21 protein-coding genes and 3 pseudogenes are annotated in these 24215 nt (G+C 66.1%); 12 read left to right on the top strand and 12 right to left on the bottom strand.

The features are described 5' to 3' along the window. Positions 1-7: 7 nt before the first annotated feature. The 5 genes and pseudogenes from ACFSXZ_RS00795 to ACFSXZ_RS00775 form a co-directional block, all read right to left on the bottom strand. Entirely contained in the window at positions 8-193 is a 186-nt protein-coding gene (locus ACFSXZ_RS00795; protein WP_378260375.1) for a hypothetical protein, read from the bottom strand. A gap of 223 nt (positions 194-416) precedes the next feature. Beyond that, a pseudogene (locus tag ACFSXZ_RS00790) lies at positions 417-701 on the bottom strand (alcohol dehydrogenase catalytic domain-containing protein); the annotation flags it as partial. Then, a complete protein-coding gene (locus tag ACFSXZ_RS00785) occupies positions 689-1579 on the bottom strand; it encodes a dioxygenase family protein (RefSeq protein WP_378260127.1) in 891 nt (296 codons plus the stop codon). The gene ACFSXZ_RS00785 and the pseudogene ACFSXZ_RS00790, both read right to left, overlap by 13 nt. A gap of 25 nt (positions 1580-1604) precedes the next feature. After that, entirely contained in the window at positions 1605-2414 is an 810-nt protein-coding gene (locus ACFSXZ_RS00780; RefSeq protein ID WP_378260125.1) for a citryl-CoA lyase, read from the bottom strand. A 5-nt stretch (positions 2415-2419) separates the two neighbouring features. Beyond that, entirely contained in the window at positions 2420-2830 is a 411-nt protein-coding gene (locus tag ACFSXZ_RS00775) for a nuclear transport factor 2 family protein (protein WP_378260123.1), read from the bottom strand. Positions 2831-2987: 157 nt separating this feature from the next. On the opposite strand from ACFSXZ_RS00775, the gene ACFSXZ_RS00770 reads away from it, so the two are divergent. Genes ACFSXZ_RS00770 through ACFSXZ_RS00755 form a run of 4 tightly spaced genes read left to right on the top strand, consistent with a single transcriptional unit; the run spans position 2988 to position 7119 of the window. Then, a complete protein-coding gene (locus ACFSXZ_RS00770) occupies positions 2988-3449 on the top strand; it encodes a nuclear transport factor 2 family protein (RefSeq protein ID WP_378260122.1) in 462 nt (153 codons plus the stop codon). Beyond that, positions 3446-4990 carry an AMP-binding protein gene (locus ACFSXZ_RS00765; RefSeq protein WP_378260120.1) on the top strand — a complete coding sequence of 515 codons (1545 nt, stop codon included), beginning with the start codon at positions 3446-3448 and terminating at the stop codon, positions 4988-4990. The genes ACFSXZ_RS00770 and ACFSXZ_RS00765 overlap by 4 nt, the downstream gene beginning before the upstream one ends. Next, on the top strand, positions 4987-6195 hold the full coding sequence (locus ACFSXZ_RS00760; protein WP_378260118.1) for a CaiB/BaiF CoA transferase family protein: 1209 nt from the start codon (positions 4987-4989) through the stop codon (positions 6193-6195). The genes ACFSXZ_RS00765 and ACFSXZ_RS00760 overlap by 4 nt, the downstream gene beginning before the upstream one ends. A gap of 6 nt (positions 6196-6201) precedes the next feature. Next, entirely contained in the window at positions 6202-7119 is a 918-nt protein-coding gene (locus ACFSXZ_RS00755) for a hydroxymethylglutaryl-CoA lyase (protein ID WP_378260116.1), read from the top strand. A gap of 573 nt (positions 7120-7692) precedes the next feature. On the opposite strand, the gene ACFSXZ_RS00750 is transcribed toward ACFSXZ_RS00755, so the two are convergent. Next, entirely contained in the window at positions 7693-9237 is a 1545-nt protein-coding gene (locus tag ACFSXZ_RS00750; RefSeq protein WP_378260114.1) for an FAD-dependent monooxygenase, read from the bottom strand. Positions 9238-9308: 71 nt separating this feature from the next. Between ACFSXZ_RS00750 and ACFSXZ_RS00745 the strand changes: the two genes are divergently transcribed. Next, positions 9309-9887 (top strand): TetR/AcrR family transcriptional regulator, encoded by a 579-nt coding sequence (locus ACFSXZ_RS00745; protein ID WP_378260113.1) that lies wholly within the window; start codon positions 9309-9311, stop codon positions 9885-9887. A gap of 402 nt (positions 9888-10289) precedes the next feature. Here the strand turns inward: ACFSXZ_RS00745 and ACFSXZ_RS00740 are convergent. Both ACFSXZ_RS00740 and ACFSXZ_RS00735 read right to left on the bottom strand, forming a co-directional pair. Continuing rightward, positions 10290-11045, bottom strand: a pseudogene (locus tag ACFSXZ_RS00740) (IS701 family transposase); the annotation flags it as partial. Positions 11046-11104: 59 nt separating this feature from the next. Next, the gene (locus ACFSXZ_RS00735) at positions 11105-11437 is read right to left on the bottom strand and encodes a cupin domain-containing protein (RefSeq protein ID WP_378260111.1); all 333 of its coding nucleotides are present in this window, start codon (positions 11435-11437) and stop codon (positions 11105-11107) included. A gap of 367 nt (positions 11438-11804) precedes the next feature. Between ACFSXZ_RS00735 and ACFSXZ_RS00730 the strand changes: the two genes are divergently transcribed. From ACFSXZ_RS00730 to ACFSXZ_RS00700, 7 genes and pseudogenes are all read left to right on the top strand, one after another. Continuing rightward, complete coding sequence (locus ACFSXZ_RS00730; protein WP_378260109.1) at positions 11805-12218, top strand: helix-turn-helix domain-containing protein; 414 nt, start codon at positions 11805-11807, stop codon at positions 12216-12218. A 122-nt stretch (positions 12219-12340) separates the two neighbouring features. Then, positions 12341-12619 carry an aquaporin gene (locus ACFSXZ_RS00725; protein WP_378260107.1) on the top strand — a complete coding sequence of 93 codons (279 nt, stop codon included), beginning with the start codon at positions 12341-12343 and terminating at the stop codon, positions 12617-12619. Positions 12620-12915: 296 nt separating this feature from the next. Continuing rightward, entirely contained in the window at positions 12916-14031 is a 1116-nt protein-coding gene (locus ACFSXZ_RS00720; protein ID WP_378260105.1) for a DUF4158 domain-containing protein, read from the top strand. Between the two features lie 192 nt (positions 14032-14223). Next, positions 14224-15347: pseudogene (locus ACFSXZ_RS00715) on the top strand (FAD-dependent oxidoreductase); the annotation flags it as partial. A 299-nt stretch (positions 15348-15646) separates the two neighbouring features. Next, on the top strand, positions 15647-16441 hold the full coding sequence (locus ACFSXZ_RS00710; RefSeq protein ID WP_378260103.1) for an alpha/beta fold hydrolase: 795 nt from the start codon (positions 15647-15649) through the stop codon (positions 16439-16441). A gap of 91 nt (positions 16442-16532) precedes the next feature. Then, complete coding sequence (locus tag ACFSXZ_RS00705; RefSeq protein ID WP_378260101.1) at positions 16533-17429, top strand: VOC family protein; 897 nt, start codon at positions 16533-16535, stop codon at positions 17427-17429. Positions 17430-17885: 456 nt separating this feature from the next. Continuing rightward, on the top strand, positions 17886-18608 hold the full coding sequence (locus ACFSXZ_RS00700; protein ID WP_378260100.1) for a hypothetical protein: 723 nt from the start codon (positions 17886-17888) through the stop codon (positions 18606-18608). Positions 18609-18831: 223 nt separating this feature from the next. Here ACFSXZ_RS00700 and ACFSXZ_RS00695 read toward each other — a convergent pair whose 3' ends face one another. The 4 genes from ACFSXZ_RS00695 to ACFSXZ_RS00680 all read right to left on the bottom strand — a co-directional run bounded on the left by ACFSXZ_RS00695 (position 18832) and on the right by ACFSXZ_RS00680 (position 23758). Then, positions 18832-20736: a hypothetical protein gene (locus ACFSXZ_RS00695; protein ID WP_378260098.1), complete on the bottom strand. Its 1905-nt coding sequence runs from the start codon at positions 20734-20736 to the stop codon at positions 18832-18834. Next, a complete protein-coding gene (locus ACFSXZ_RS00690; RefSeq protein WP_378260096.1) occupies positions 20733-21302 on the bottom strand; it encodes a hypothetical protein in 570 nt (189 codons plus the stop codon). The genes ACFSXZ_RS00695 and ACFSXZ_RS00690 overlap by 4 nt, the downstream gene beginning before the upstream one ends. Continuing rightward, positions 21295-22389: a dsDNA nuclease domain-containing protein gene (locus ACFSXZ_RS00685; RefSeq protein WP_378260094.1), complete on the bottom strand. Its 1095-nt coding sequence runs from the start codon at positions 22387-22389 to the stop codon at positions 21295-21297. Before ACFSXZ_RS00685 ends, ACFSXZ_RS00690 begins: the two co-directional genes overlap by 8 nt. A 400-nt stretch (positions 22390-22789) precedes the next feature. Continuing rightward, positions 22790-23758: an IS481 family transposase gene (locus ACFSXZ_RS00680; RefSeq protein WP_378260092.1), complete on the bottom strand. Its 969-nt coding sequence runs from the start codon at positions 23756-23758 to the stop codon at positions 22790-22792. Positions 23759-24215 lie beyond the last annotated feature (457 nt).

Below are 24215 nucleotides of genomic sequence, written 5' to 3'. Positions count from 1 at the left end.
CCAGTCTTCAGCCGGAACCGACAGGCCCGACCTTGCAGAGGATCTTGACTGCCCGAACGGAATCGTAGGTCAGTGTGTTCAGTCCTGAAATGCGCAGAGCACGTCGGTAGAATTCGATGTCTTCGATGCGGAGTTCGCCGCCCGATGGAGCGTTGAGGAGACAGAGCCGACCGCCCGGCGCGAGGACGTTCACAATGCTGTCGGTAATTGGCGGCCCACACAGTCGACCGCGACGTTGACATTGTGGACCCCGGCCGCGCGGAGTGATGCCTCCAGCCCTCCTCGGTCGAGATCGATAGCATGGTCTGCATCATTGCGGCGTCGACCCGGGACGATCCGCGGACGACACCAATGTCAGAGGCGCCCCGGTGTTTGGCTAGGCCGAGGTCACCGCCGCCCGTGCCCCATACCTCGGTCCCAACAAGCTCGTCCGGACCTTCGACGACAGTGGCCGCAAAGTCGCGGCCGGGCACGCGACCGGTTTCGACCTGCGGAAAGGCACCCGTCGCATTGAGTACGTCGCTCCGGTTGACTGCAGCGGCGTCAACCCGGACGACTACCTCGCCAGGCTTGATGGCACGAAGAACGCGCTGGTGGACTGCGAGGTCTTCGAGAGTCCGGTGAGCGCCGAGCCGCGCCGCACTGCCCCGCCAGCCGATGCGACCGTCTGCCACAACCGGTGGACCCTTTAGTCCCCGCATGGCACCAAGACGACGTCAAATCGCACGCGGCGGAACGGTGCGGTGACGCCGTACCGCTCGGCTTCGGCTGCGTCATCGACCTGGGTGAAGTCGCGGATCAGGCTGCTCTTCACGGCGAACACGACGTCTCGTTCGATGTACTCGCAGTCGGAGACAAACACATGGGTCGTCAGAGGTTGGAACCCTTCGGCCTCGACAATGAAGTGCAGATGAGCCGGCCTATATGGTTCACGACCCTCTCGGACGACGAGCGCGCCGGCTGGCCCGTCGACTGGAATCGGGTAGTACCGAGGCAGGACCGTGCGGTACCAGTAGCGGCCCTCGGCGTCGGCGGTAAAGATTCCCCGGCCGGTTCCGAGAGGCAGTCCGCCCTCTGGCTGGACGTCGTACCAGCCCGCTCCGTCTGCGTGCCAGGTATCGACTCGGGCGCCTGGGAGGGGGTTGCCCAAGATGTCAGTGACCTGGCCTTCGACGACCAGGGGCGTCCCGTCTCCGGTGGCGTTGAGGAGGTCGCCTAGCTGTCGTTCTGGACTGGCGGTCATGTGGAACGGTCCGAGAACAGTGGGCTCGGTAGGCGCCAGAGCTTCGTCGTACTCGGGGAGGCTGCCGGCTGCGCCGTTGATGGTCTCGACGAGCATGGAAACGCCCATCGTGTCTGAGAAGAGGATGAACTCTTGGCGGGTCTCTGTGCAGGCCTGACCTACGGCAGTGAGGAACTCGATCGCTTCCATCCATTCGGCGTTGGTGGGGCGTACCTCGCGCACGAAGGCGTGGAGGTGGCGAACGGCACTGCTCATGACCTCCTTCAGCCGTGGGTCGGTGGTGTTTTCGAAGCTTGCCACAACCACATCGGCCGACTGCTCTTCGGTGAAGTCCACTCGTTGCTCCTGTTCTCGTGGCGCTCTAGTTCTCGGGGACGCTCTTGTCGGCTGGGTCCGAGGATCGAGGGGTGACGTAGGTGACGCTGTTCTCGGCGGTGTCCCACAGCCAACGTCCGATCGGGGCGGACGCTTCTTCGAGGACGTGTCCGACGAGGCCTGCGGCGCGAGAGACGAGTGCGACCCCTCGCAAGCCTGGGGTAGCGATGCCGAGGTCGCAGAGCAGTGCGCCGCTGGCGCCTCCCGCGTTGAGGGGCAGTGGTCGGGTTGCCCCAGCCGCGGCGTGGGCTTGGACGCGGAGCATGAGCCGGATGTGCGGGCCGAGCAGTCCTTCTTCTTCGGCGATTTCGATGAGCCTGAGCGTCCGCGGATCGCCGCCGTGGTGCACAGGGTGCCCGAGTCCGGGTAGTCGTGTGCCTAGTTCCTCGTGCTTGGCGACAAGCCGGACGGCGATCGCGTCCAGCTCCGCTTCGCTTGTTGTCGAAGCGGGCATCGCGGCGCGCAGCAAACGGCCGACGTTTTCGAAGACGCCGAGGAAGGTTGAGCCAGCCCCCAGGAGCCCGGCGGCGATGGCTCCCTGGACGGCATCGGGTGCCCCGAGGTAGGTCAGCCGGGCTGCTAAGGCGCTTGGGGTCAGACCGTGGTCAGCAAGGGCGACGAGGATCGCGTTGAAGAGCCGTGCCTCACCCATGGCGGGCAGCCGTCCGGCGGCGAGAAGGAAGAAGACGCTGCCGAAGTCGACTTCGCCCATGAGGGCGTTCGCCAAGTCTAAGCCCTTCACCTCGATCCGATCGGGTGTCGAGTGACCAATGGAGGTGCTGAGGTGCGCTGCCATTTCGGTCAGAGTGAGCGCGCGGGTGTGGGCTGGTACGCCGTCAGGAGCCAATTTCCGTCGCGGCGGACCCAAACTGCTGCTCCTCGGTTGTGGATGTTGGTGTGAGCCCCGCGAACCTGTGCGGTCATCTTCAGGTCGCCGAACGCGAGTGCGGTGTCACTGCAGAGCGCGCGCACCTCGTAGGTGTCTAGGGCGATGGCTCCGTAGTTGTAGGCGCCGTCCGCGACCCTGGCGATGTACGACTGGCGCCCGTCGGTGCTCGCGTCGGAGTGCGTGTACGACGGATCGTCTGCCAGCAGCGAGCCCGGAGCGCTGACATCGGCCTGCTCCATCGCCCTGTGGCGACGGAGCTCGGGGTCACGAATCTGCGGCTCGATGTCCGAGTCTGCGGCGCTCTCAAACGATGCGGTCGGCATCTCGCTCCTAGCGTGTTAGGTGGGCCCCTGGTGTGACATCCTACAACAACGCCACCATTTTCGTACACGATCCTTAGTCCTGAGCGGTGCCTTCTGGTTTGACAAGCGGTCCTTGAACCGCATACGTTTCTCGAAACGTATGCGATTTAGGAGAGCAGTGAGCGGATCTGACAGCACCGACTCCCTGTCGGTCTTTGAGCGTTGGTACGCCGCCCATGAGTCTCGCGACACGGCCGCTCTCGCAGCGGTCCTCAGTGATGACGTACAGGTGAAGTCGCTATTCCGGGCCAAAGCCGCCAGCGGCAGGGAAGCGGCGATTGCCCACTTCCTGGGTGTCAACGAGACGTTCAGCGATCTATCGATGAGTCTCACCTGCGCACCGGCAGTGACCAGGGACCGTGTCCTGGTCGAGGTGGTCTTCAGCGGGGCCTTCACTGGCGAGCTTGCTTGGCAAGGGACTGTTCATGCTGGCAACGGACGAGCGTTCGAAGTCCCTGGGGTCGCCGTCATCCGAATCGAGGACGGGCAAGTCTGCTCCGTGCAGACCCTTTTTGACCGGGACGCCTGGCTTAGCCAGGTCGGCATCGACCCCGTCCCCGCAGTCAGGGCAGCCCATTGAGCACCGAGATCCTCGACCTGCACACCTTCCTACTCGACGGCGTGCACCGCTGGTCCGACCGGCCGTGGTGTTCCGCTCCAGACGGCGAGGCGACCCGCGCCGAGATATACGCCGACGCGCTCGCCGGCGCCGGCGCACTGCGTCGGCGCGGCGTGACAGCCGGAGACCGCGTCGCGATCGTGCAGCCCAACGGCCTCGCGTTCATCCGAGCCTGGATGGCCGTCACACTGGCTGGGGCCGTTGCCGTGCCCGTCAACCCACGCGCGGCTGCGACAGAACTCCCCGCGGTTCTCGACGGCGCGAACCCGGCACTACTCATCGCCGAGCCTGGGTTCGAGGTCGACGGCTACCTGCTGCCTCATACCACTGTCGCCGAGCTCGTCGCGCCGACGCTCAGACTCCCGGACGAGACGACCGTGGAAGTGGAAACAGTCGTTCCGAGTACCCACGCGGCGTACATCCAGAGCTCCGGCAGCACAGGCAAGCCGAAGTTCATCATTCAGACCCACGCTATGTACACGATGGCCGCTGAAGGGTTCCCCTTCTGGCTGGGTCTGACCGAACGCGACGTGCTGATGACCTCGCTGCCGCTGGCGCACCTCAACGCGCAGGCATACTCGACCCTCGGGTCGTGGGGATGTGGCGCCCGCCTGGTACTGCTCCCACGCTTCTCCGTCGGCACTTTCTGGCAACAGGCGCGTGACAATGGCGCGACGGTCGTCAACACGATCGGCGCGATGCTGGAAATGCTGATGGCTCAGCCGCCCCACCCGGAGGAGCGGCGACACGAACTGCGTCTCTGCTACTCCGCGCCAGCCCCCGACCCTGTTCGACATGTGGCGATCGAGGAGCGGTTCGGTTTCCGCCTCGTGATCGGCTACGCCCAGTCCGAATCACCGTACGGCCTCATCAACGCCGGAGACGACTCGGACGCGCGCGGCACGATGGGACGGCCCCGCCAACACCCTCGACTCGGAGCCGTGAACCAGGCGCGTGTGGTCGATGTGGTCACCGGCGAAGAACTGTCCGACGGTGAGGTTGGCGAGTTACAGCTACGCAACCCTGCGACCACGCCGGGCTACGCCGGCCAGCCCGAGGAGACAGCTTTGCTGCTGCGCGGCGGATGGCTGCACACTGGCGACCTCGTACGACGCGACGCCGACGGCCGATTCAGCTTCGCCGGGCGGATCAAAGAGCTGATCCGTCGACGTGGCGAGAATCTTTCTCCCGCGGAGGTCGAGTCCGTCCTTGATGCGCATCCTGCAGTCGCCGCATCTGCGGTAGTTGGTGTGCCTTCCGACCTTTCCGAGGAAGACATCAAGGCGTTCGTGCAGCTCGCTGATGGTGCACATGCCACTGCGCAAACGCTCGGTGCCTGGTGCGCCGAGCGGCTACCTCCCTACAAGCAGCCCAGATATGTCGAATTTGTGACTGAATGGCCACTGACTGAGACCAATAAGATCGCCAAGGCCCGCCTCCCACGCGAGCGCAACACCCAGGAGACGGACCTCGCCCGTAGTCAAACCGGGGAGCGAGCATGATCTCCCGTTCGCTGCCACTGGCGGGAATCCGCGTCCTCGAACTGGGCAACTACATAGCCGCGCCTACTGCGGGCCGGTTACTCGCTGACTTCGGCGCCGAGGTGGTGAAGGTCGAGCGCCCTGGCGTAGGTGACGAACTGCGCAGCTGGCGTCTCTATTCGGGTACCACCTCGATGCTCTACCGGGCCGTTAACCGCAACAAGAGATCAGTCGAGCTCGACCTGCGCACCGAGTCCGGTCGCCACACGGCCCTCGACCTTGCGTCGCGCAGCGATGTGGTGATCGAGAACTTCCGTCCGGGGACCCTCGAGGGGTGGGGTCTCGGCCCGCAGCAGCTTGATGATGCGCGGCCAGGCATCGTGTTAGTCCGGATCTCGGCGTACGGGCAGAACGGCCCACTTGCAGCCGAGCCGGGATTCGCCGCCGTCGCCGAGGCCGTGGGAGGACTACGCGCACTCGTCGGCGAACCAGACCGGCCGCCGGCTCGTACCGGCGTGTCGATCGGCGACACCCTCGCGGGTCTCTATGGCGCCTTCGGCGCCCTGGTGCTGCTGCTCCACCAAGCCCGGGACCCGGACTCGCCAAGCCTGCCGCTCGCTGAGCGGATTGTCGACGTTGCCCTCAGCGAGTCGGTCCTCTCGGTAACCGAGTCACTCGTGCCCGACCACTTCGCCTACGGGATTGAGCGTCACCGCACCGGCGGGCGGATTGAGGGGATCGCCCCGTCCAACGCCTATCGGTGTAGCGACGGATCAAGCGTGGTCATCGCCGGCAACGGCGACGGCGTCTTCCTGCGGTTCATGAACGCCATTGGCCGTCCTGACCTGGCGAGTCGCGCGGACCTCGCTGAAAACCCGGGACGCTGGGCCCTGCGCGAAGAACTCGACGCCGCGATCGAGGAATGGACCTCTGCACGTCCGCGTTCTGAGGTGCTCGAGACGCTATTGGCGGCAGGCGTCCCAGGAGGGCCGATCGCCACCGCTGCCGACATAGCAGCCGACAGTCAGTACGCGGCCCGCAGCATGATCCAGTACTTCGACATCGACACGGGAGCAGGAGTGCGTCGCGTGGGGTTCCCCGGTGTCGTACCGGTCATCGGTGGACGCTCGCTGCCGATACGTTCTTTGGGGCCTGATCTGGGTGAGCACAACCAAGAGGTCCTGACGCGGTCGCTCCCGGAGCCGACCGAGCATCCGGAGGGGTGAACTGGCGTGACCACTTTCCGCGACGTAACGTTGCGTGACGGGCTGCAATTGTCGGGCGCGGTGCTCCCGGTCGACCATAAGGTTGCGCTCGCTCGCGCACTCCTGGGAGCCGGGGTCCCCGAGGTGGAGATCGGTTCCCTCGCCAACGCCGACCTGGTTCCGCAGATGGCCGGCACGCTTGAGGTGGTGGCCGCCTTGACCCAAGAGGAACTGTCGCACTGCTGGGTGTGGGTGGCGACTCCGCGACACGTACGCGCGGCCCTGGATGCTGGCGCACGGAATCTGCAGTACTGCTTGTCGGTGAGCGACGCGCACAACCAAGCCAACCTCAGGCGCGATACTCAAACCAGCTTGTCGGCACTGCCCGAGGCGACTGAGCTCGTTAAGTCGGTTGGGGGACGGATCCAGCTGTGCGTTGCCACGAGCTTCAGTTGTCCGTTCGACGGGCCGGTGGACCCTGACCGTGTCCTGGCCATCGCCAACGATCCTCGCGCGATCGGCTCCGATGACATCGTTCTATGCGACACCCTCGGGCAGGCGGTCCCTGCTGAGGTGAGTGCGCTGGTCGGCCGTGTGCGGGCGGAATCGCCGGAGCGCCGCATCGTCTTCCACGGTCATGACACATGGGGTCAAGGCGTGGCGAACGCGTGCGCGGCCGTCGCTGCCGGCGCGGAGATGCTGGATGGTGCATTGGGGGGGCTCGGTGGGTGTCCGTTCGCGCCTGGGGCGGGCGGCAACACCGCTATCGAAGACCTGCTCTTCGGGTTCCGCCCGGGGTGGTTCGACCCGAGCGTCCTGGCCCTGCTCGTTGACGCCCAGGAAGAGCTCATGGCGGCGCTCAACGAGACCAACAGGTCTCGCACCTCCGAGGCGGCTCGCCGCACGCCGCCGGTTTTCGCCTGGGCAGTGGGTCGGCCGGGCTGAGCGGGGACCGAGCGATCGACGCGATCGCGGGTGCGGCCAGTGAGTAGCCGAGGAACCCTGGTCTGGATTTGAATCTGGTAGCGGTGGCTGGCAGGAGCCTAAGCTCCGCGAGACCTTCCTTGGAGGCTCCCCGACTCCCGGAACCCATCACTCTGATCGGCCTGGAAGTGCTGACTGCCGACGCGGGCAGCGGCGCCGCGGATCTGAGCCCCGCGTGCCTGGGGATCGCCAGCAGGCGTCGCTTGAACGTCGGCTGTCAGCCTTCCTTGCCGGTGGGCTCGATGATCCGCGAGCATCGCCGGCGGCGCACGTCGTCGCCGCCCGGTGTCCGTCGAGCCCGGGCATCGCGACGCTGGTCAACTCAAGACCGACGTGTGCCAGATCGTCTTCTGCCCGTTCTTCAGCCTTGGGTTCGAGTGCCTCGACGTCCTCAGGTCCTGGGCTCGGAGCCGATCGACAGGATCTTTTGGAATCTCGTTGTCGGCGGCAGTTTTCACGCGTCGCCGACAAGACCGCCGTGATCGCAGAGCGCGTCGAGGCCGGTTGCCGTTCGGGCTGAAGCCGGTCTGCCGGTCATGCGGGGATGGCTGCGGTACCGAGTACTCGGGGCAACGCCTCGGCGAGCGGTATTCCGGATGCCGAGTGCCAGGCGACGATGAGGTCGGGGCGTAGCAGCAGAGCGCCGTCGGCGGGCAGGCAGACCTCGTCGAGCCAGTCCTGGTGCGGCACCGAGACCAGACGCAGCCCGAGACGATTTGCTTCGGCGATCCAGCGTCCGTTGTCCGGGCCGGTGAGCATGGTCAGGCCCGGGCCGGCGAAGTCCACAGTGGACTTGTCTACGTCGAGCCAGGCGTGGGGCACGCGCGTGCCGGGACGGCCCGCCGGGGCGTAGTGATCGACGGGGGCGGGACCGCGGCCGTCGGGTACGAACGCCCCCTCGGAGTACTGGGTGCCGAACATCGTGGCCAGCAAGTCGTCGTGCCGGGCGTCCGGTTTGGTGTAGGCGGCGAGCATGTCGCCGACGTGCCCGCGGACGGTGCTGGAGGCCTCGGCGATCGCGTAGCCGGCCGGATGGCGTTCGGTGTGGTAGGTGTCGAGAAGGGCGGGCGCCGCCTGCCCGGCCAGCACGGCCGCGAGTTTCCAGGCAAGGTTGGCCGCGTCGGCGACGGCGGTGTTGGCTCCGGCCGCGGCCATCGGCGGCATCATGTGCGCGGCGTCGCCCACCAGGAACACGCGGCCGTCCCGGAACTGGTCGGCCACGCGCATCGCCGACTCCCAGGGCGACCGGCTGAGCAGTTCCACGTCGAGATCCGGGATGCCGATGACGATGCGCAGGAGATCGTGCCAGTCGCCGTCGCCGAGCGTGTGCGACTCGGGGAAGTCGGCCGTCGAGAACAGCCACCGGTCGGTGCCGTTGACCGACAGGAAGGCGCCCGAGGCGACCGGGTTGTCGATCTCGCACAGGTTGAACGGCTTTTCCCGTGCCAGGTCCGTAAGGTCTGCGCGAAAGTAGAGGTCGAGGTTGTCGGCCAGATGGCCATGGCCGCTGCGCGTGATGCCCAGTGCGGTGCGGGCGGAACTGCGAGCGCCGTCGGCGGCGATCAGGTAGTCCGCGGTCAGCTCGTACGGTTCGCCGTCCGCAGGCTTCAGCAGCGCAGTCACCCCGTCGTCGTCTTGGCCGAAGGACACCAGTTCAGTACCCAGGCGCAAGGACACGCCCCGTTCCTCGGCGGCCCGGCGCAGGAGCGGCTCCAGCACGACCTGCGGGCACAGGACGTTCGGTCCGGGACTCAGCTCGGGAATCCTCGCCTGCTGCAGCCGCCGTTGCCGCATCGTGCCGCTCATGTCCCGGACCTGCGCCGCGGCCAGCGTCGGGCCGGTCAGGACCTCGGTGAACGACGCCAGCGGCGCACTCGCCTCGGCGACCTCGGCCGCGAGTCCGAGCAGCCGGAACACCTCGGTGCTGCGCGGGTTGAACCGGCGCGCCTTCGGCTGCGGCGACACACCGGCGTGCTTCTCGACCAGCACCGGATACACCCCTTCGCGTCGCAGCAGCAGGGCGGCAGTCAGTCCGGCGATCCCGCCACCGCTGATCAGGACTGGAACACGAGTAATCACAGAGAACCCCTCAACTTGAAAGTGATACGGTACAACTAAGTACACCGTGCAATCAGTGATATTGTCAAGGTATGACGACCGGGATGGGCAGACGGGAGCGTAAGAAGGCGGCCACCCACCAGGCGCTCGCCGACGCGGCCCTGCGGCTGTTCCTCGAACGCGGCTACGACAACGTGGGGGTCCGCGAGATCGCCGACGCCGCCGACGTGTCCACCACGACCCTGCAAAAACACTTCCCCAGCAAGGAATCCCTCGTCTTCGACCGCGACACCGGCATCGAGGAGGCTCTGGTCGCCGCTGTGCGCGACCGCCCGCCGGGCACTTCGGTGCTGGACGCGTTGCGCGGCTACACGCTGGCCCGTGTCGAGTACGGTGCCGCCGCCGACGGGGCGCGGGAGTTCATGACCCTCGTACGCGGCACTCCGGCGTTGAGCGAGTACTGGCACCGGATGTGGATGCGGCATGAGGACGCGCTCAGCCGCGCCCTTGCCGCCGAAACCGGCGCCCCCAAAGCCGATCCCGAATGTGCCGCGCTGGCCCACTTCGCCCTGGAAACCTCGGCACTCGCCATCCGCTCCGAAAATCCGGCCCGCATCGTGGAAGCCGCCTTTGCCCTCCTCGAACGCGGCTGGCGCGCGTCACCTCGCTGAGTTGCTCATCGATGCCCCCTTGGGGCGAAATGCCCGAACCTGAAGGTGATGGACACCTCGCCGGACCTGGTCAACGGCAGCAGCACAGGCCGCCGTGGAAACCAGGGGATTTCCACGGCGGCTTCACGCGCGACCGTTGGAAGTCGTGGATCCTGCCCGCGCGGTGAGGCGACGAGGTCACACGACCGGGCTCTCGCGCCGCCGAGCTGGGACTGTTCCAAGATGGGACAGAGCCCTGGCGGCGCCGGGTCGGGCGCGAGCGGCCGACCCGGCGCCCATGATCTCGATGTGCGGCCCACTGAGTCCTTGCACGTTCACGGACACTTCAGCGATCTGCTGGTCCCCGGGTTCATGGGGACAGGGCGATTCCGAAGCGCGGTGACAGACTCCGGTTGGTGTGTTCCACGCCTCGTCGGGCGCGCGGGCGACGAGGGTGTCCGCTCGGGATGTTCCGGCCACCGCGGGGATGGTCTGGCTGCTGGGCACCACCACGACATAACCGGTCCGGCGCTGTTCCAGCCAGCGACGGAACTTCGAGTCCCCGCCGTAAGCTTCGTCGGCGGTGACCCACGTGGCAGGCACACCGGCATCCAGAGCTCGCGCGAGCATCCGCTGAACAAGCACCGGCTTGGTCGCGAACTCGACCTCATCGGGCACCGCCGCGTCGCGGCAGCGTTCCCGATCGCCGATCCAGGACTTCGACAGATACAGTTCCCGGTCGATCAGCCTGCGGCCTTTGCTTGTGGCATAAGCACAAAACACGCCCAGCTGACAGTTCTCGATACGACCGGCGGTACCGGAATACTGCCGCTGCACACCAGCGGACTTGCAGCCCTTCTTCAAGAACCCGGTCTCGTCGACGATCAGCACACCACCACGCTCGCCCACGTGCTCAACCGCGCAGTCACGCAGATCGTCGCGAACCCCATCGGCATCCCAGGCTGCGGCATTGAGCAGGCGCTGCATCCCATCGGGGGTGAGGTCACCGGCAGCCTCGGCCAACGTCCACCCGCCCTTGCCGGCCAACGGGGCGAGCAGACCGCGCACATACGCCCGCGCCCGCCGCCTCGGCTCAACCCGGTAGAACCGGCCCGCAACCCGCCCGAACAACTCCTCCAGCCCAGCCACCCAGCCGTCAAGATCCTCGTCGGTCACCACAAGATCAGCAACCTGCACGACCAAGATCACCAAGTACGGCTGGAGCACTAAGTCATGGCCTACAGGTCCTCGGACACGAATTCCGGGGAGAGATGGTGCGCCAGGCTCTCGTATCTGCCGTCGTCGAGCACTCGGAATTTGTGCGGGGTGAATGCCGGAATGATCAGCGTCGTACCGGCGCCGACCACCCTCAGTTCGGACCCGATGGTGAATTCGGAACGGCCGCGCAACACGACTACCGTCTCCGGGTACGGGTGCTGGTGCAGCGGTGGCGATTGTCCGACCTGGTTGGTGCTGAGGTGGATGGTCGAAACGTCCACTCCGTGGTCCTTCCCCTCCACCGTGACGAACCAGAATTCGTCGTCGTCGGCGCCGTCGGGTTCGGTGAGCACGTGTGCTCCTACTGCTGTGATTTCTACGGTGGGGCTGTGCATGATGGCCTCATTTTCTGTGGCACGCGCGAATGCGGCGCTTGTCCAATTCAGGTTTCGCCGGCGGGATGGTCTCGCGGTCAAAAGTGTCAGTAGCGCCGCAAATAGCCGCGGGACAAATCCCTTCCTGCGCACTGGATACGGTCCGGGACGCCGAGGAGGCAGGCAAGCCCGCTCCCGCCGGTCCGCCATCCCAATTAACCATACTCGCTCCATAAGTGCAACCGGTCTAATTTTTGCACGAATCTACCTTGCTGTGGGCCGGCTGCGCGCTACCAGTACGACGCTGCGCTCGCTGCACCAGGGCCGACCTGGTCGAAGAGTAAAAGTGGGCTTTTCGAGTCCAGGCGGCCCGAACCGCCCATCACTCCCCACGCTGCGGCTCACCGGGCACCTGGGCGGCGCGGACATCTCCGTGCTCGGCGAGCGCGTCCGCTCGCTTGCCGAGATTCTGCGCGAGGGCCGGAAATGGGACCGGGACACCTGGTGCGCGACAGAGGCCGACCTGCGTGGACGGGCCTGGATCGACCAGGCCGGACGCTTGACCGAGGCGGGGGTGGCCGAGCACGCCCGGATCGAAGAAGCGACCGACGCCGCGGCCGAACAGCCGTGGCGGGCGCTGGGCGCTGATGCCACGAACCGGCTCGCCGAGTTGCTCGCACCGCTGGCCCGCGATGTCGTGCGAGCTGGGCTGATCCCAGGGGGCAACCCGGTCGGCCTCACCGCTTCAGCTCGGTTGTGAGCCGTTTCGCCATTCGCTCGATCCTCGCGTCCCAGCCGACGATCTCCCATCACCTCAAGGCCGCGTTCCTGCGCACCTCCCAACCGGTCGAGGCGACGGCGTGACGGTCTCGCCGGGCCGCCGTGTCACGGCCGAGGCGGTCGGTACCGCGGCCTTGGTCGCCGTCGTGGTCGGGTCGGGCATTTCAGGCCGCCGAACTCACGCGGGATGCCGGGGTGCAACTGCTGGGCAATTCGCTGGCCACCGTTTTCGGGCTGGGCGTGCTGATCGTGCTGTTCGGCCCGGTCTCCGGCGCGCATTTCAACCCCGTCGTCTCGCTGGCAGCGTGGGCCGTCGGCCGTCGTGGCCCAGACGGCCTGCCCCTGCGCGGCATGGCCCCCGTTTCGGCCTCCGACTCCTAGAGCTACGGCCCGGTGTGCCACTGCGGAACATAGCCGCTGGTCAGTGGCGGGCCACCATGTCGGAGATCGTGGTGAGCGGCGGCAGCGTGGGGCTGACTCGGGACGGCGCGGTGTGTTGTGCGGGTTCGGCGGAAGCGGGTCGCCGAGAGGCGACGTTTCCCGGGAGTTCCCTTCCTGCGCCGGAGAACGAGCTTTGATAGTGTCCGTTGTGGACATTGCGTAAGCGTTTTCGGTGATCAGGAGTTTTGGTTACCGCACGATCGTGTCGCTGGTTGTGGGGGCTACCGTCCGCGCCTGTGAAGCGGGACTGGGAGCCGGAAGATCTGATCGCGCACTGGACGCTGGTCGAGGATGACTGGCGACTGCTGGGGGCGAAGACGGGTGCGACCCGGCTGGGTTTTGCGCTGCTGCTGAAGTGTTTCGAGATGGAGGGCCGGTTCCCCAGTGACTTCGAGGACGTCCCCTCGGCGGTGGTGGACTTCATGGCCGAGCTGCTGCAGCTTGAGCCTGGCCTGTTCGCGAAATACTCGCTGACGAATCGCCCCGCGAAGCGTCACTGGACGCAGATCCGCCGGGCTCTGGGGTGCCGGCCAGCGACCGAGGACGACGAGCGGCGGTGGACGGAGTGGCTGGCCACAGAGCGGTGCCCGGTGGAGCAGGACCGGGACCGGTTGGAGGCGGCGTTGCGGCAGCGGTGCCGTAGTGAGGGGATCGAGCCTCCGCCCGAAGGGCAGATCGAGCGGGCGCTCAACTCGGCCTTGCGCCGTCATGAAGGGGCGTTCGCCGCCGAGGTCGTCGCGTGTTTAGGGCCGGAGGGCTGTGCCCGGTTGCAGGTGTTGCTGACCGCGGATGGGTTGTTGGCCGAGGTGAAGGCCGACCCGGGGCGGCTGGGGCTGGACACGCTGCTTTCCGAGATCGCGAAGCTGGAGGCGGTGCGGGAACTGAAGCTGCCGGCCGCGCTGAACAAGCCGTTGCAGGCCGGCGAGTTCGTCGAGGATTTGAAGCGGCGGCACCGGGGGGGCGTTGGACCAGCTGAACACCGCGATGGCCCAGGACACCACCGGCGGGGTACGGATCAAAACGAAGAAGGGGCAGGCGTGGATCAGCGTGCCCACGCTGGAGAAGCTGCCCGAGCCGCGCAACCTGGCCGCGGTCAAGGCCGAGGTCGGCCGCCGCTGGGGCACCATCGACCTGCTCGACATCCTCAAGGAAGCCGACTTCCTGACCGGGTTCACCGAGGAGTTCGTGTCGGTCGCCACGCGGGAGAACCTGCCGAAGAAGACGCTGCGCGGCGGTTGCTGCTGTGCCTGTTTGCGCTGGGCATGAACATAGGGATCCGGCAGATGGTGGCCACCGGCGAGCACGCATTCAGCCCGCGGCGGTCCACCGTCAGCCGGGCTCATCTGCTTTGAAGCCGAGTGTGGCATGAGGTGCTGAGAGCCACCTCACTACGAACTTGTTCGTAACGAACATGTTCGTTACGGTGAGGGAGTCGCGGTCATCGTCGGCGGATCGGGTGCGCACGCCGCCTTCTGGCGGGGCCGCGTCGGGTCGTGGCGATGGCTCGCCGGACAGAGGCGTTTCCCTACGGCTTTGGAGGACCTATGAGTACCCCTCATGTCCCGGTCGCGATCATCGGCGGAGGTCTCGGCGGTCTGACCGCCGCCCGCGTTCTGCACGTCAACGGCATCGAGCCGGCGATCTTCGAGTTGGAGGCGTCGGCGGCGGGCCGCACGCAGGGCGGGATGCTGGACATCCACGAGGAGAACGGGCAGAAGGCCCTGCACGTCACCGGCCTGTACGACGACTTCCTCAAGATCGTCCACGAGGGCGGTCAGGCCATGCGCCTGCTCAACCCCGACGGCACGGTGTACGTGGCCGAGGAGGACGACGGCACCGGCGGTCGGTCGGAGGTGGACCGCGGCGACTTGAGAGAACTGCTACTGAACTCCCTGCCTGAGGGCACGATCCGCTGGGGTGCGAAGGTCACCGGCGCCCGCGTGCTGGGCGAGGGGCGCCACGAGGTGACCTTCGCCGACGGCTCCACCATCACCACCGATCTGCTGATCGGCGCGGACGGCGCGTGGTCGCGGGTCCGGCCGCTAATCTCGGACGCCAAGCCCGCCTACACCGGCATCTCCTTAGTCGAGACCGACCTGGTCGACGCCGACACCCGCCATCCGCGCAGCGCCGCCGTCATCGGCGGCGGCTTCTTCATCGCCCTAGGGAACGAACGCGGTGTCCTCGCGCACCGGGAGACCGACGACAGCCTGCACGTCTACACGGCGCTCAAGATCGACGAAGGGTGGCTCGACACCGTCGAGTCCACCGACCCGGCCGCCGCCAAGGCCGCGGTCCTGGCTCACTTCGCCGGTCGGGACGAGAGCCTGCGCGGCTTGGTCGCCGATGCGGACACGATCATCCCGCGCCGTATCCACGCCCTGCCCGTCGGACACTGCAGGGATCGCGTCCCGGGTGTAAAGCTGCTCGGTGACGCCGCCCACGTGACGTCTCCCTTCGCCGGGAGGGCGCCAACCTCGCCCTGCTCGACGGTGCCGAACTCGCCCTGGCCATCGCCGCCCACCCCGGCGACACCGAGGCCGCCCTGGCCGCCTACGAACAGGCGCTGTTCCCCCGCAGCGAGGCGTCCGCCGCCAAGTCCGCGGCCAATCTGGACACGATGTTCGGCCAGCAAGGCCTGGAACAGATGGTCGAGTTCTTCACCTCCGGCCCGTCAGCCCAGTCAGCCCCGCGCTGTCAACCACCGCGCCCTCAGCCACCTGAACCCAGCTCCAGGGGGATTCCCAATGAGGTTGTCAAGCCGCAGTGGTGACCGGCTGTGAGCCGGTCAGGCCGCTGCAATAGCTGGTTGGGACATGCTGGCCTGGAAGGTGCGGTTGTCGCGTATGAGCGCCCACGACACGTTCAGGCGGCGGCGCGCCAACGCGAGGACGGCCTGCTTATGGATCTTGGCCTCGCGCCTTTTGCGGTCATAGAACGCTTTCGACAGAAGAAGGTAGGGAACCCATGACGACGCCCCGTCGGCGCACCATCCCGATCCGGCCTGGCCTCGACCTCGACCTCGACCTACGCGAGGCCGGCACGGGCGGCAGCCCGGTCCTCGTCCTGCACGGCGGCCCCGGCCCCGCCGGCATCACACCCCTGATCGACCACCTCGCGCCGGATCACCGGGTGGTCGCGCCCACTCATCCGGGCTGGGACGGCACCGCACGGCCGGACGAGCTGGACTCCGTGCCCGCGCTCGCCGCCGCCTATCTCGACCTGCTCGGCCACCTCGAGCTGCACGACGTGACGGTGATCGGCACGTCCTTCGGCGGCTGGGTCGCCACCCAGACCGCGCTGGACGACCACGAGGGCCGGATCTCACAGCTCGTCCTCATCGACGCGATCGGCCCCGTCGTGCCCGGTCAGCAGGTCACCGTGCCCGCCAGGCCACCGGCCGCAGCACAAGGTTTCGCGTCCCCGGCGGTCGGCGGACCAGCGCCGCAGGGCGGACCAGCGCCGCAGGGCGGACCAGCGCCGCAGGGCGGACCGTCCCCGCAGTCGATGGCCGCGATGCGCGTCTATGCCGGGCCGGCCATGGCAGATGCAGGTCTGCTGCCCCGCCTGTCCACCGTCACCTGCCCGGTGCTGGTGCTCTGGGGCGCCAACGACACCGTCGTCACCCCCGAGTTCGGCCGCGCCTACGCCGCGGCGTTCCCCCGCGCGCGGTTCGCACTCATCCCCGGCGCGGGGCATGTGCCCATCCGTGAGGAGCCTGAGGCGGTCTTCACCGTCCTCGACTCCTTCCTCACCCCCTGAAACACCGCCCGGGAACAGCACTCCCGCCACCCGCGGCTCACCCCACGCGTCGCGTGCCCCGTGGGGTCGCGGCACGGACGAAAGGTTGCCAATGACCGGCTATCGGATGGACCCGGCACTCACCCTCGGATCGGTCACGCTGACGGTGGCCGACCTGGAACGCAGCGTGCGCTACTACACCCAGGTCGCCGGCTTCCGCCTCCTCGATCGCCAACCACAGCGAGCGCACCTGGGGGTGGAAGGACGGATGCTGGTCGAGCTTCACGAGGTCGCCGGTGCTGGCGCGCCGCCGCCCTCCAGCCCCGGGCTCAGTCACTTCGCCCCGCTCGTGCCCACCCGGGCGGACGTGGCCCGCTTCACCCGGCGGCACCTGGACGCCGGGTTCGACGTCGATCCGCGCGACCACGTCGTGAGCCACTCGTGCTATGTGACCGATCCCGACGGTCACACGATCGAGGCGACCTGGGCCTGTCCGCGGGAGGACTGGCAGTGGACCGACGAGGGCCTGCCCGTCGTGGTCTCGACCCCGATCGCGGTACAGGACCTGCTCAGCGAACCCGGCGCGGACACGCCCACCCCGCTGCCGGCCGGGACCCGGATGGGGCACGTCCAGCTCAAGGTGACCGACGCCGCCCTCACCCGCACCAAGCGGTTCTACTGCGACCTGCTGGGCCTGCAGCTCTACGCCCGCATGGGAGACGGATTCGTCGGCGTGGGCGTGGCCGACTACCGCAGTCTCCTCGTCTGCACCAACCGGTTCAGTCTCCACGGAGGCGACCCGGCAGGGCCCGACACCGCCCGGCTCACCCACGTCGACCTGCTGCTCACCGCCCAGGAGGCGATCCAGGCGCTGGCCGAACGCCTTGCTGCCGCCGGTCACCCGCACCAGTACGCCGGCACCAGCCTGACCACACACGACCCCTCCGGAAACCCGTTGCGTTTCTCCGTACCCGGCGCCGCGCAACCAGCGTCGAGCACGAACGCGTAGCCACACCTCTGCTCCGCGGCGGCCCGCCCAGGCGCATCGTGCAGGCCGCCGGGACGCGACCTGACTCCACCTCCGCCGGGAATGGCGTCGGGTGGTCCCCGAAGCGGTGGCTGGGGGAGCCCGCTACGGGGACCACCACCGGCAGCCGGACGCTCGAAGGGACAACCAGCGCCCGGCAAGCCCCTCCTGGCCTAGCCTGGCCTGTCAGTCCAGTCGAGCAGCCAGGCACCGCCTTACCGCCCCGTCAATTCCGCCCCTGCCCAGGGGACACCCGCCAGAGGCACCGGCGGCGGCCCGGGCACAGGCGAGGCGAGTGCTGGAAACCGGAATTTTCAGCACCAGTTGATCTGATGTTGCTGTTGGGCTGGACTTCGGATGACATGCCGCGGCACTACGGCGCGAGTGCGGCGGCTGAGCGTGCTCAGGAGACCCAGTTGCGGATGGGGATCGGTGAGCATGCCTGATCTCCGGCACGTTGATATGACGGTCTGGTCGGTGTCGGTGATCATGGCGACGGTGGTGGGGTTGACGTTCCTGTTCGGGTTCGGCAATGTGCTTGACCTTGCTCTTCGGCTGGGTGTTCCGGTGTGGATTGCGCCGTTGGTGGCGCCGGCGTTGGATTTGACGGTGCTGGGCCTGCTGGTCGCGACCCGGCATTTCGCCCTGAGTGGCGTGGGCCGCGAGGTGTTGAAGTCGGCGCGGCGGTTGTTGCTGGGTGCCAGTGTCGTGACTTTGGCGTTGAACGTGGCTGAGCCCCTGATCGCTGGGCATCTCGGTCGGGTCTTGTTCGACGCGGTTGGGCCGTTGCTGCTGATGGGATGGGCAGAAGTCGGTCCCGGCCTGCTGCAGGCCATCGCCACCGGGACACAGCGACAGGGCGAATTGGGCGGGTCGGCCCGACCGGCACCCTTGCTCACCGTGGCCAAGGCGGCTGGAGACGTGCGGAGTGACCGGGTGCCGGTGTTGGAGAAACCAGGCGAGGACGAGTTGCTTGCCCGGGCGCGCGTCGAGGATGCCCGGCACTGGGCGACGTGTCGCAGACCGATTTCGGCGGAGACGCTGCGCAAGCGCCTTCACGTCAGTGCCGCCCGATCGAGAACGCTCGTCGCCCTGATCCGGTCCGAACAACAACCGGAAGCCGGACCCCGTGAGAGCGAGCCGTCATCGCTGTCAGCTTGATGAGCGCACGCAGGCGCGCGCTCGCGGCGGTTCGAGTCTTTAATGATTTCTGGTGGCGATCGGGCCAGTTATCGTGCGGGATGGACTGTTGATTTGCGCTGACGTTCCGTTGGTGACGGAACTGCGGTCGGAGTGGGATGCTCAGTGCGTTCCCGATAACACGAACACCGGGTAGGCGACTCGGCTGATCCAGACGAAGCCCAGTATTGAGTCACACTGCCTGTTATGCGTACTCGCGGGGCATCACGATTTCGGTATGTGGAGCGCTGATATTGCGTGCAGTTGTGGCCTGTGTAAGTATTACCTGAGTGCCGTGTGTTTCGGCTGCAGCCGCTATGCGGTTGATTGCTTCGACGACTGTGCCTGGTGGAAGTCCTTGCTGGTACGGGTTGTCAAGTAGTAGGACACCGGGCGGGCAGGCTCGTGTGCCGAGGTCAACGTCGATGTGTAGCAGTGCATAGCTGTAGGCGAGGAAGAAGAGTACTGCGGCCTCTGCCCCGAGTTTCTGATTCCAGGGTCGTGTCCCCACATAGAAGGTTAGCTCGTCGGACGAGATCGTCACGAGTTCGTCGATCCATCCACGGCCCCCAAAGAAACTTAGGAACTCGTTCATGCGATCGGCCAGGGCTCCGCAATGCTCTGCAGCACGATTTGCAAGCTGTGCGTCGGCTTCTGCTAGCTTCGTAAGCCGTTCGACTTCTACGTTTGCTTCGTCCACGCCGTTCTTGGCGTCCGCGCGCCTCGCTAAAATGGCCTCCAGCGCAGGAAGAGCGGCGAGTTGTTGTTCGGCCTTGCCGATCTCGGTGGAGATGTCTTCGAGGGCTGCCATGAACGGGGCGAGGTGTGTGACGCGTTCGTCGTGAAGGCGGGCTGCGAGTTGGGTGCGTTCTGCACTTGCACGAGTCTCAACCTGCTTGACCTCGTCGAGGTTGGCTTGAGCGCGGCCGATCGCGTCGGCAAGGTCGTCCATCTCGGCTGTCAATGCGCGCTGCTCGCGCCCGGCGCGCCGTTTCCGTCCATCTCCGGAAACGGGCTGGGTGCACAGGTAGCAGGTTCCGCCGACTTGGGAGTTATGGGGTTCGATGGACTGTTCGCACGCGGGACAGACCCGTACGGGAATGTCGTCGAAGAGGTCAACAGCATCGATTAGTCGATCTAGGCGTTCGATGTCGGCTTGTACTTGAAGCTGTGACCGTTGGTGCTCGTCGATGACCTGCCGTAAAGCGGATACCTGCTCGGCCGCCACGGCCGCCGCGGTAGCGGCGTCCTCAAGTTGCTGCGGCACGGTGGGATCTAGCCCAGGCGCGGCCCGTGTCGAGTCTTCGGCCGCCTGGGTAAGTGCTTCCTTTTCTGCGCGAGTCATGCTCAGGTGTCGTTCGAGTTCAGCCCGGACGTTGCCCAGGCTATCCTCGCCTGCGACGGGTGGCAGGCCGAGGCGCGTAACGAGGGCCCTCACAGCCTCCTCGGTGCTCGTGAGAACGTCGCGATACACAGCTTCGGCAGACGCTAGCTTCCGTTGTGCCTGGCCGAGTGCGTACTCAGCTGTCTCGTATCGAGACGGTGCCAGTCCGAGCATGAGGCTGATCACTGCTCTGCGCAGGAACTCTTCTTCCTTCTTCGCGAACTCTATCCAGGAGTCTTCACGGCGGTAGATATGCCGGAGGACGCTGCGGAACGTCAAGGGGGTCTGTTGGCTGGCGGTCCCAGCGTTGACCCCTTTCGGGATCAAGAGCTGCGGCCACCCCAGTTCGCGGAGCAACCATTCAGACATTTCGTTGGTAGTTCGGTCGATACTGTCGTCGATGAGGACGCGGTCTCTACGTCCGAACTCAAAATCACGTGTCATGCGGTGCAGTTGGCCATTTATGGCTATGTCCACGGACAGCAGAACGTACTTTTCGTCGATAGCCGTGCCGAGTTTCCTGGCGACGCTTCCGCCGCCGCCCAGGCAAAAGTCGATCACCTTGAGCGTTGTCGTCTTTGAACTGTTGCGTGGTCCGGTCAAGATCGTTGTAGCTACACCGCTGAAGTCGTACTCGTCGATCTCGCCGCTGCGCTGAACCATCTGCACCCTCAAGATACGGAGGCCGCGGCCGAGGTGGAGCGAGGAACTGGCAGGAGGTGTCATGGACGGATCTCCGCACGTAATGGCAGCTCGCCGACCTCGGCAGGAAAGAGTTCGTAGACGAGGTCTTTGAGCGCTGTTCCCGTGAGCGCGGCCAGATTACCTACCATGGCATCGCAGCGGTCGACAATCGGATGGAAGGACTCTCTCGCGCAAATTTTCTCTGCGAGCAGGCGGCCGCTCTTGCAGAGCGACACGCGTTCTGGGTTCTTGCCGGTGATGCGGATGAGTTGGCGTGCCCTGAGGAAGGCGAGAAACTGCCGGTAGCGCGGATCCCAAGGGCCGTAGCGGTAGCGGATCATGGGAGCCTCGACCTCGGGGCCTCTCGCCTGCCACTCCCTTGCTTGGGCGTCGGCTCTGACTCGGTTTCTGGCCAGTTCTAGGAATGCGGGGTAGCGCACAAAGAAGTCGAGCTTCGCTAGCTTGGTTCGGCCGTCGATGCTGTAGCGGGTGCCTTCGCCGCACCGCCGGAGCAGCACAAGTAGTCGCGCAGCGTGGAAATCGAGGCTGTCGTCCGGATCCCATGGACGATGAAGGGGTGGCACAACGCCGAAGCCGAGCTCAGGCATCGGTATAGCGATTCTGACACCGGGCTGTCACGTCCGAGAGCGCGGCGAGCTTGTCCGCAACGGTGACGGCGTACTGTGGCGGAAGTTCGACGGCGGTCGCCGCCTCGACAGTAGCGGCGTAAGCGGGAGGCCCATCCCTGATGATTCCTGCTCTGCGCTTAGCCGAGATGGTGGTGCAGACCGTAAAGATGTGGTCGTTGAGCACGTCAAAGCGCGTCCGTTCGCCACCCAGCGCTGCCCTGTACCGGCGCCGATAGTCGAGCATCTGGTCGACATGTCCCTTGGCCTCGGCAGCGGGTACACCTGCGGGCCGCAGCTTGCTGGCCAAAGTTTGTAGCGGTTCGATGCTTCCGTCGGCTCGTCTGCCTGTCGATTGGGCCAGCGCATGGTGCAGGAACTCGCTGAACTGATCCGGGCTCCACCGACGCTCTGTCATATCCATGGCCTCGCGGGCGGCCTCGCGGGCGACGAGCCCGAGCAACCTAGCCAGCACGTCGTCCAGTTCGGCCGCCAGCGGCGGCTGGCCAAGGATTGCCTCCGCCGGCTTCTGGAGCCGCTTCAGAACGGTTCCTTCGATCTGCTCGATGGTGCGGGCTTCGACGAGCACTTCGAACCGGTCAAGACACCAGGAGATTGTTGCTCCGTCCGGCAGCGCAAGCCCCTGCAACTTCGTTTGGATCGCCAGGCAATGCTCGGTCGGCACCACTCCACGTGTGGTCCCTCGATTGGCGACGAAGGCAGCCAGACCGGGCTGTGGCGTTTCGTTCAGGAGCAAACAGAATCGCGTTCCCGAAGTAACCGGCTTCCCGGAGAAGAGCCGACCGAGGATGCTCGTCTCCACCCGGCCGTTGACCTCCGGTCGGCAGATCGTGGCGATCGAATGCCGGTGGCCTCGCTCCGAGGTCTTGACCTGTCGATAGATCGTGTGTCCGTTGCAGGTACATACGATGTCATCGTCGTCTTCAAAGCCGACTTCCTCAAACTGGCCATCGTGCATGTCGAGGCAGTCGAGCAGGGTCGCTACGTCCTGGTACGCAAAACCTCTCCGACTCCGGCGGCCACCGTCGGCCGCCGCCGTCTTGCCCATCGCACTCCCCACGTAGACGTATCTTGCTATCAGTTCGCACCGTGTCACCGCCGTGCTACAAAAATCACTGAAACAGATCAATAACGACGCACTGGGACGGGCCGCTCGGGCGCTGGCAGAGTCCGAGCAGGAGCCGCGACGGCCGATGTAACGGTTCAGCGTTGCGCATTGTGCGCAGGACCTTGATCAAATTGCGTGAGGTGGGCACCGCCGCAGGCCATCACGGCCAAAGAGCTACCCGGACCTGATCTGGCCTGGGCGAAATAGGGGGATCAGGGGCTCGATTTCCCCTTAGCTCCACAGAAGTAGGACCATCGAAACCCCCTAGCTAGCCGTCACAAAACCAGAGGTCAGCGGCTTGCAGGCGGTTCCGTGTCGGTGTGCAGCTGACGATGATCGTTTACCCGCGTGCCTCGGTGGCTTGCGTTTTCTGGCGCAGTCTCTCACAGGGGGTCTGACCGTCGAGGCCGCCGTGGGGGCGGTCGTAGTTGTAGTAGTCCTGCCATTCCTTGAGGCGGGCGTTGAAGATGTTGATGTCGTCGATGACGACGCCGTCGAGCAGCCGGTAGAACTCCTCGGCGTCGATGCGGTGGCTGCGCTCGACCTTTCCGTTCAGCCGTGGGGTGGCAGGTTTGATGTAGACGTGGTTGATGCCCTTGTCCAGCACGTGCCAGTGGAAGGCGGTCTTGAATTCCGCGCCGTTGTCGGTCTGGACCGTCTCGACGGCGAAGGGCAGCTGGGAGAGGACGTAGTCGAGGAACTGGATGGCGGTCTTCTGGTTGTTCTTCGGGTAGATCTTCAGCACGCGCAGGCGAGTGCAGTCATCGATGGCGGTGTACTGGTAGAACTTTCCGCGACGGTCGGCCGGCTTGGCAGCGAGCTCGGCCTTACCGGTGCCGGGCAGAGGTTCGACGAACTTCACGTCGATCTGCACGTGGTGGCCCGGCCGCTGCTTCTCGTAGCGTTTCCAGCGACGGTCGTGGCGCTTGTAGCGCTGAGACGCGGGCAGGCGTCCCATGTCGAGGCGATGGAGGATGCGCCATACCCCGGACTTGCTGATCGTGATGTCGTGGTAGCGCTTGAGGTACATCGCGATCTTCTCGGGCCCGAAGTGGTAGTTCTTGCGCAGGTGGATGATCTTCTCGATCACCTCGGTGCGGGTGGCGTTCGGAATGTTTCGGGGCCGCTTCGACCGGTCCCGCAGTCCGTCGGTGCCCTCGGCCTCGTACCGACGTAACCAGTTGTAGTACGTCTGCCGCGTGATCCCGAAGTATCGGCAGGTCATGGCCGCGTTCCCGGTGACTTCCTCGACATGACGCTGGACCGCCAGGCGCCGACGCACCTGGCGGTCCAGTTGGGGTTCACTCACCCAGACTCCCTAGTGATCAAGAGGCCAGGGTGTCAAGCATCTCCGTCAGTTTTATACCGACATTCCGATGGTGTCGTCCTTTTCGTCGTGACTACCCGATGCGTCGGCCATTGCCGTTGGTGGAGAAAGCCGGATTTGGGGTGGGACGGGCGGAACGCTCAAGACCGGCGCCGTGGAACGCTTCGCCGCGCGTAAACCAGCCGACGGAGTCGGGCGCGTTTCGCTCAGCAACAGGTACCGGGAGGATGGGCTAGACGGCGCCCGGCAGATCGGCAGGTGCCATTCGAGCATCCCATCGGCTTACGCGACGGTGATGAGGTCGACCTCGGTGGCCTGCGGCTGCGGGCGTTGGGGACACCTGGCCGTATATACCCACGAGCATCTGTCGTTCCTGCTGCTGGACGGGGACCGATCGGTCGGGGTGTTCACCGGTGGTTCCCTGCTGGTGGGTTCCGCG

Origin of the sequence: Amycolatopsis pigmentata (assembly GCF_042684065.1) — a bacterium.
Taxonomy (GTDB): domain Bacteria; phylum Actinomycetota; class Actinomycetes; order Mycobacteriales; family Pseudonocardiaceae; genus Amycolatopsis_E; species Amycolatopsis_E pigmentata.
The sequence above is the reverse complement of the archived record's forward strand: the minus strand, read 5'-3'. Positions and strand labels throughout refer to the sequence as shown.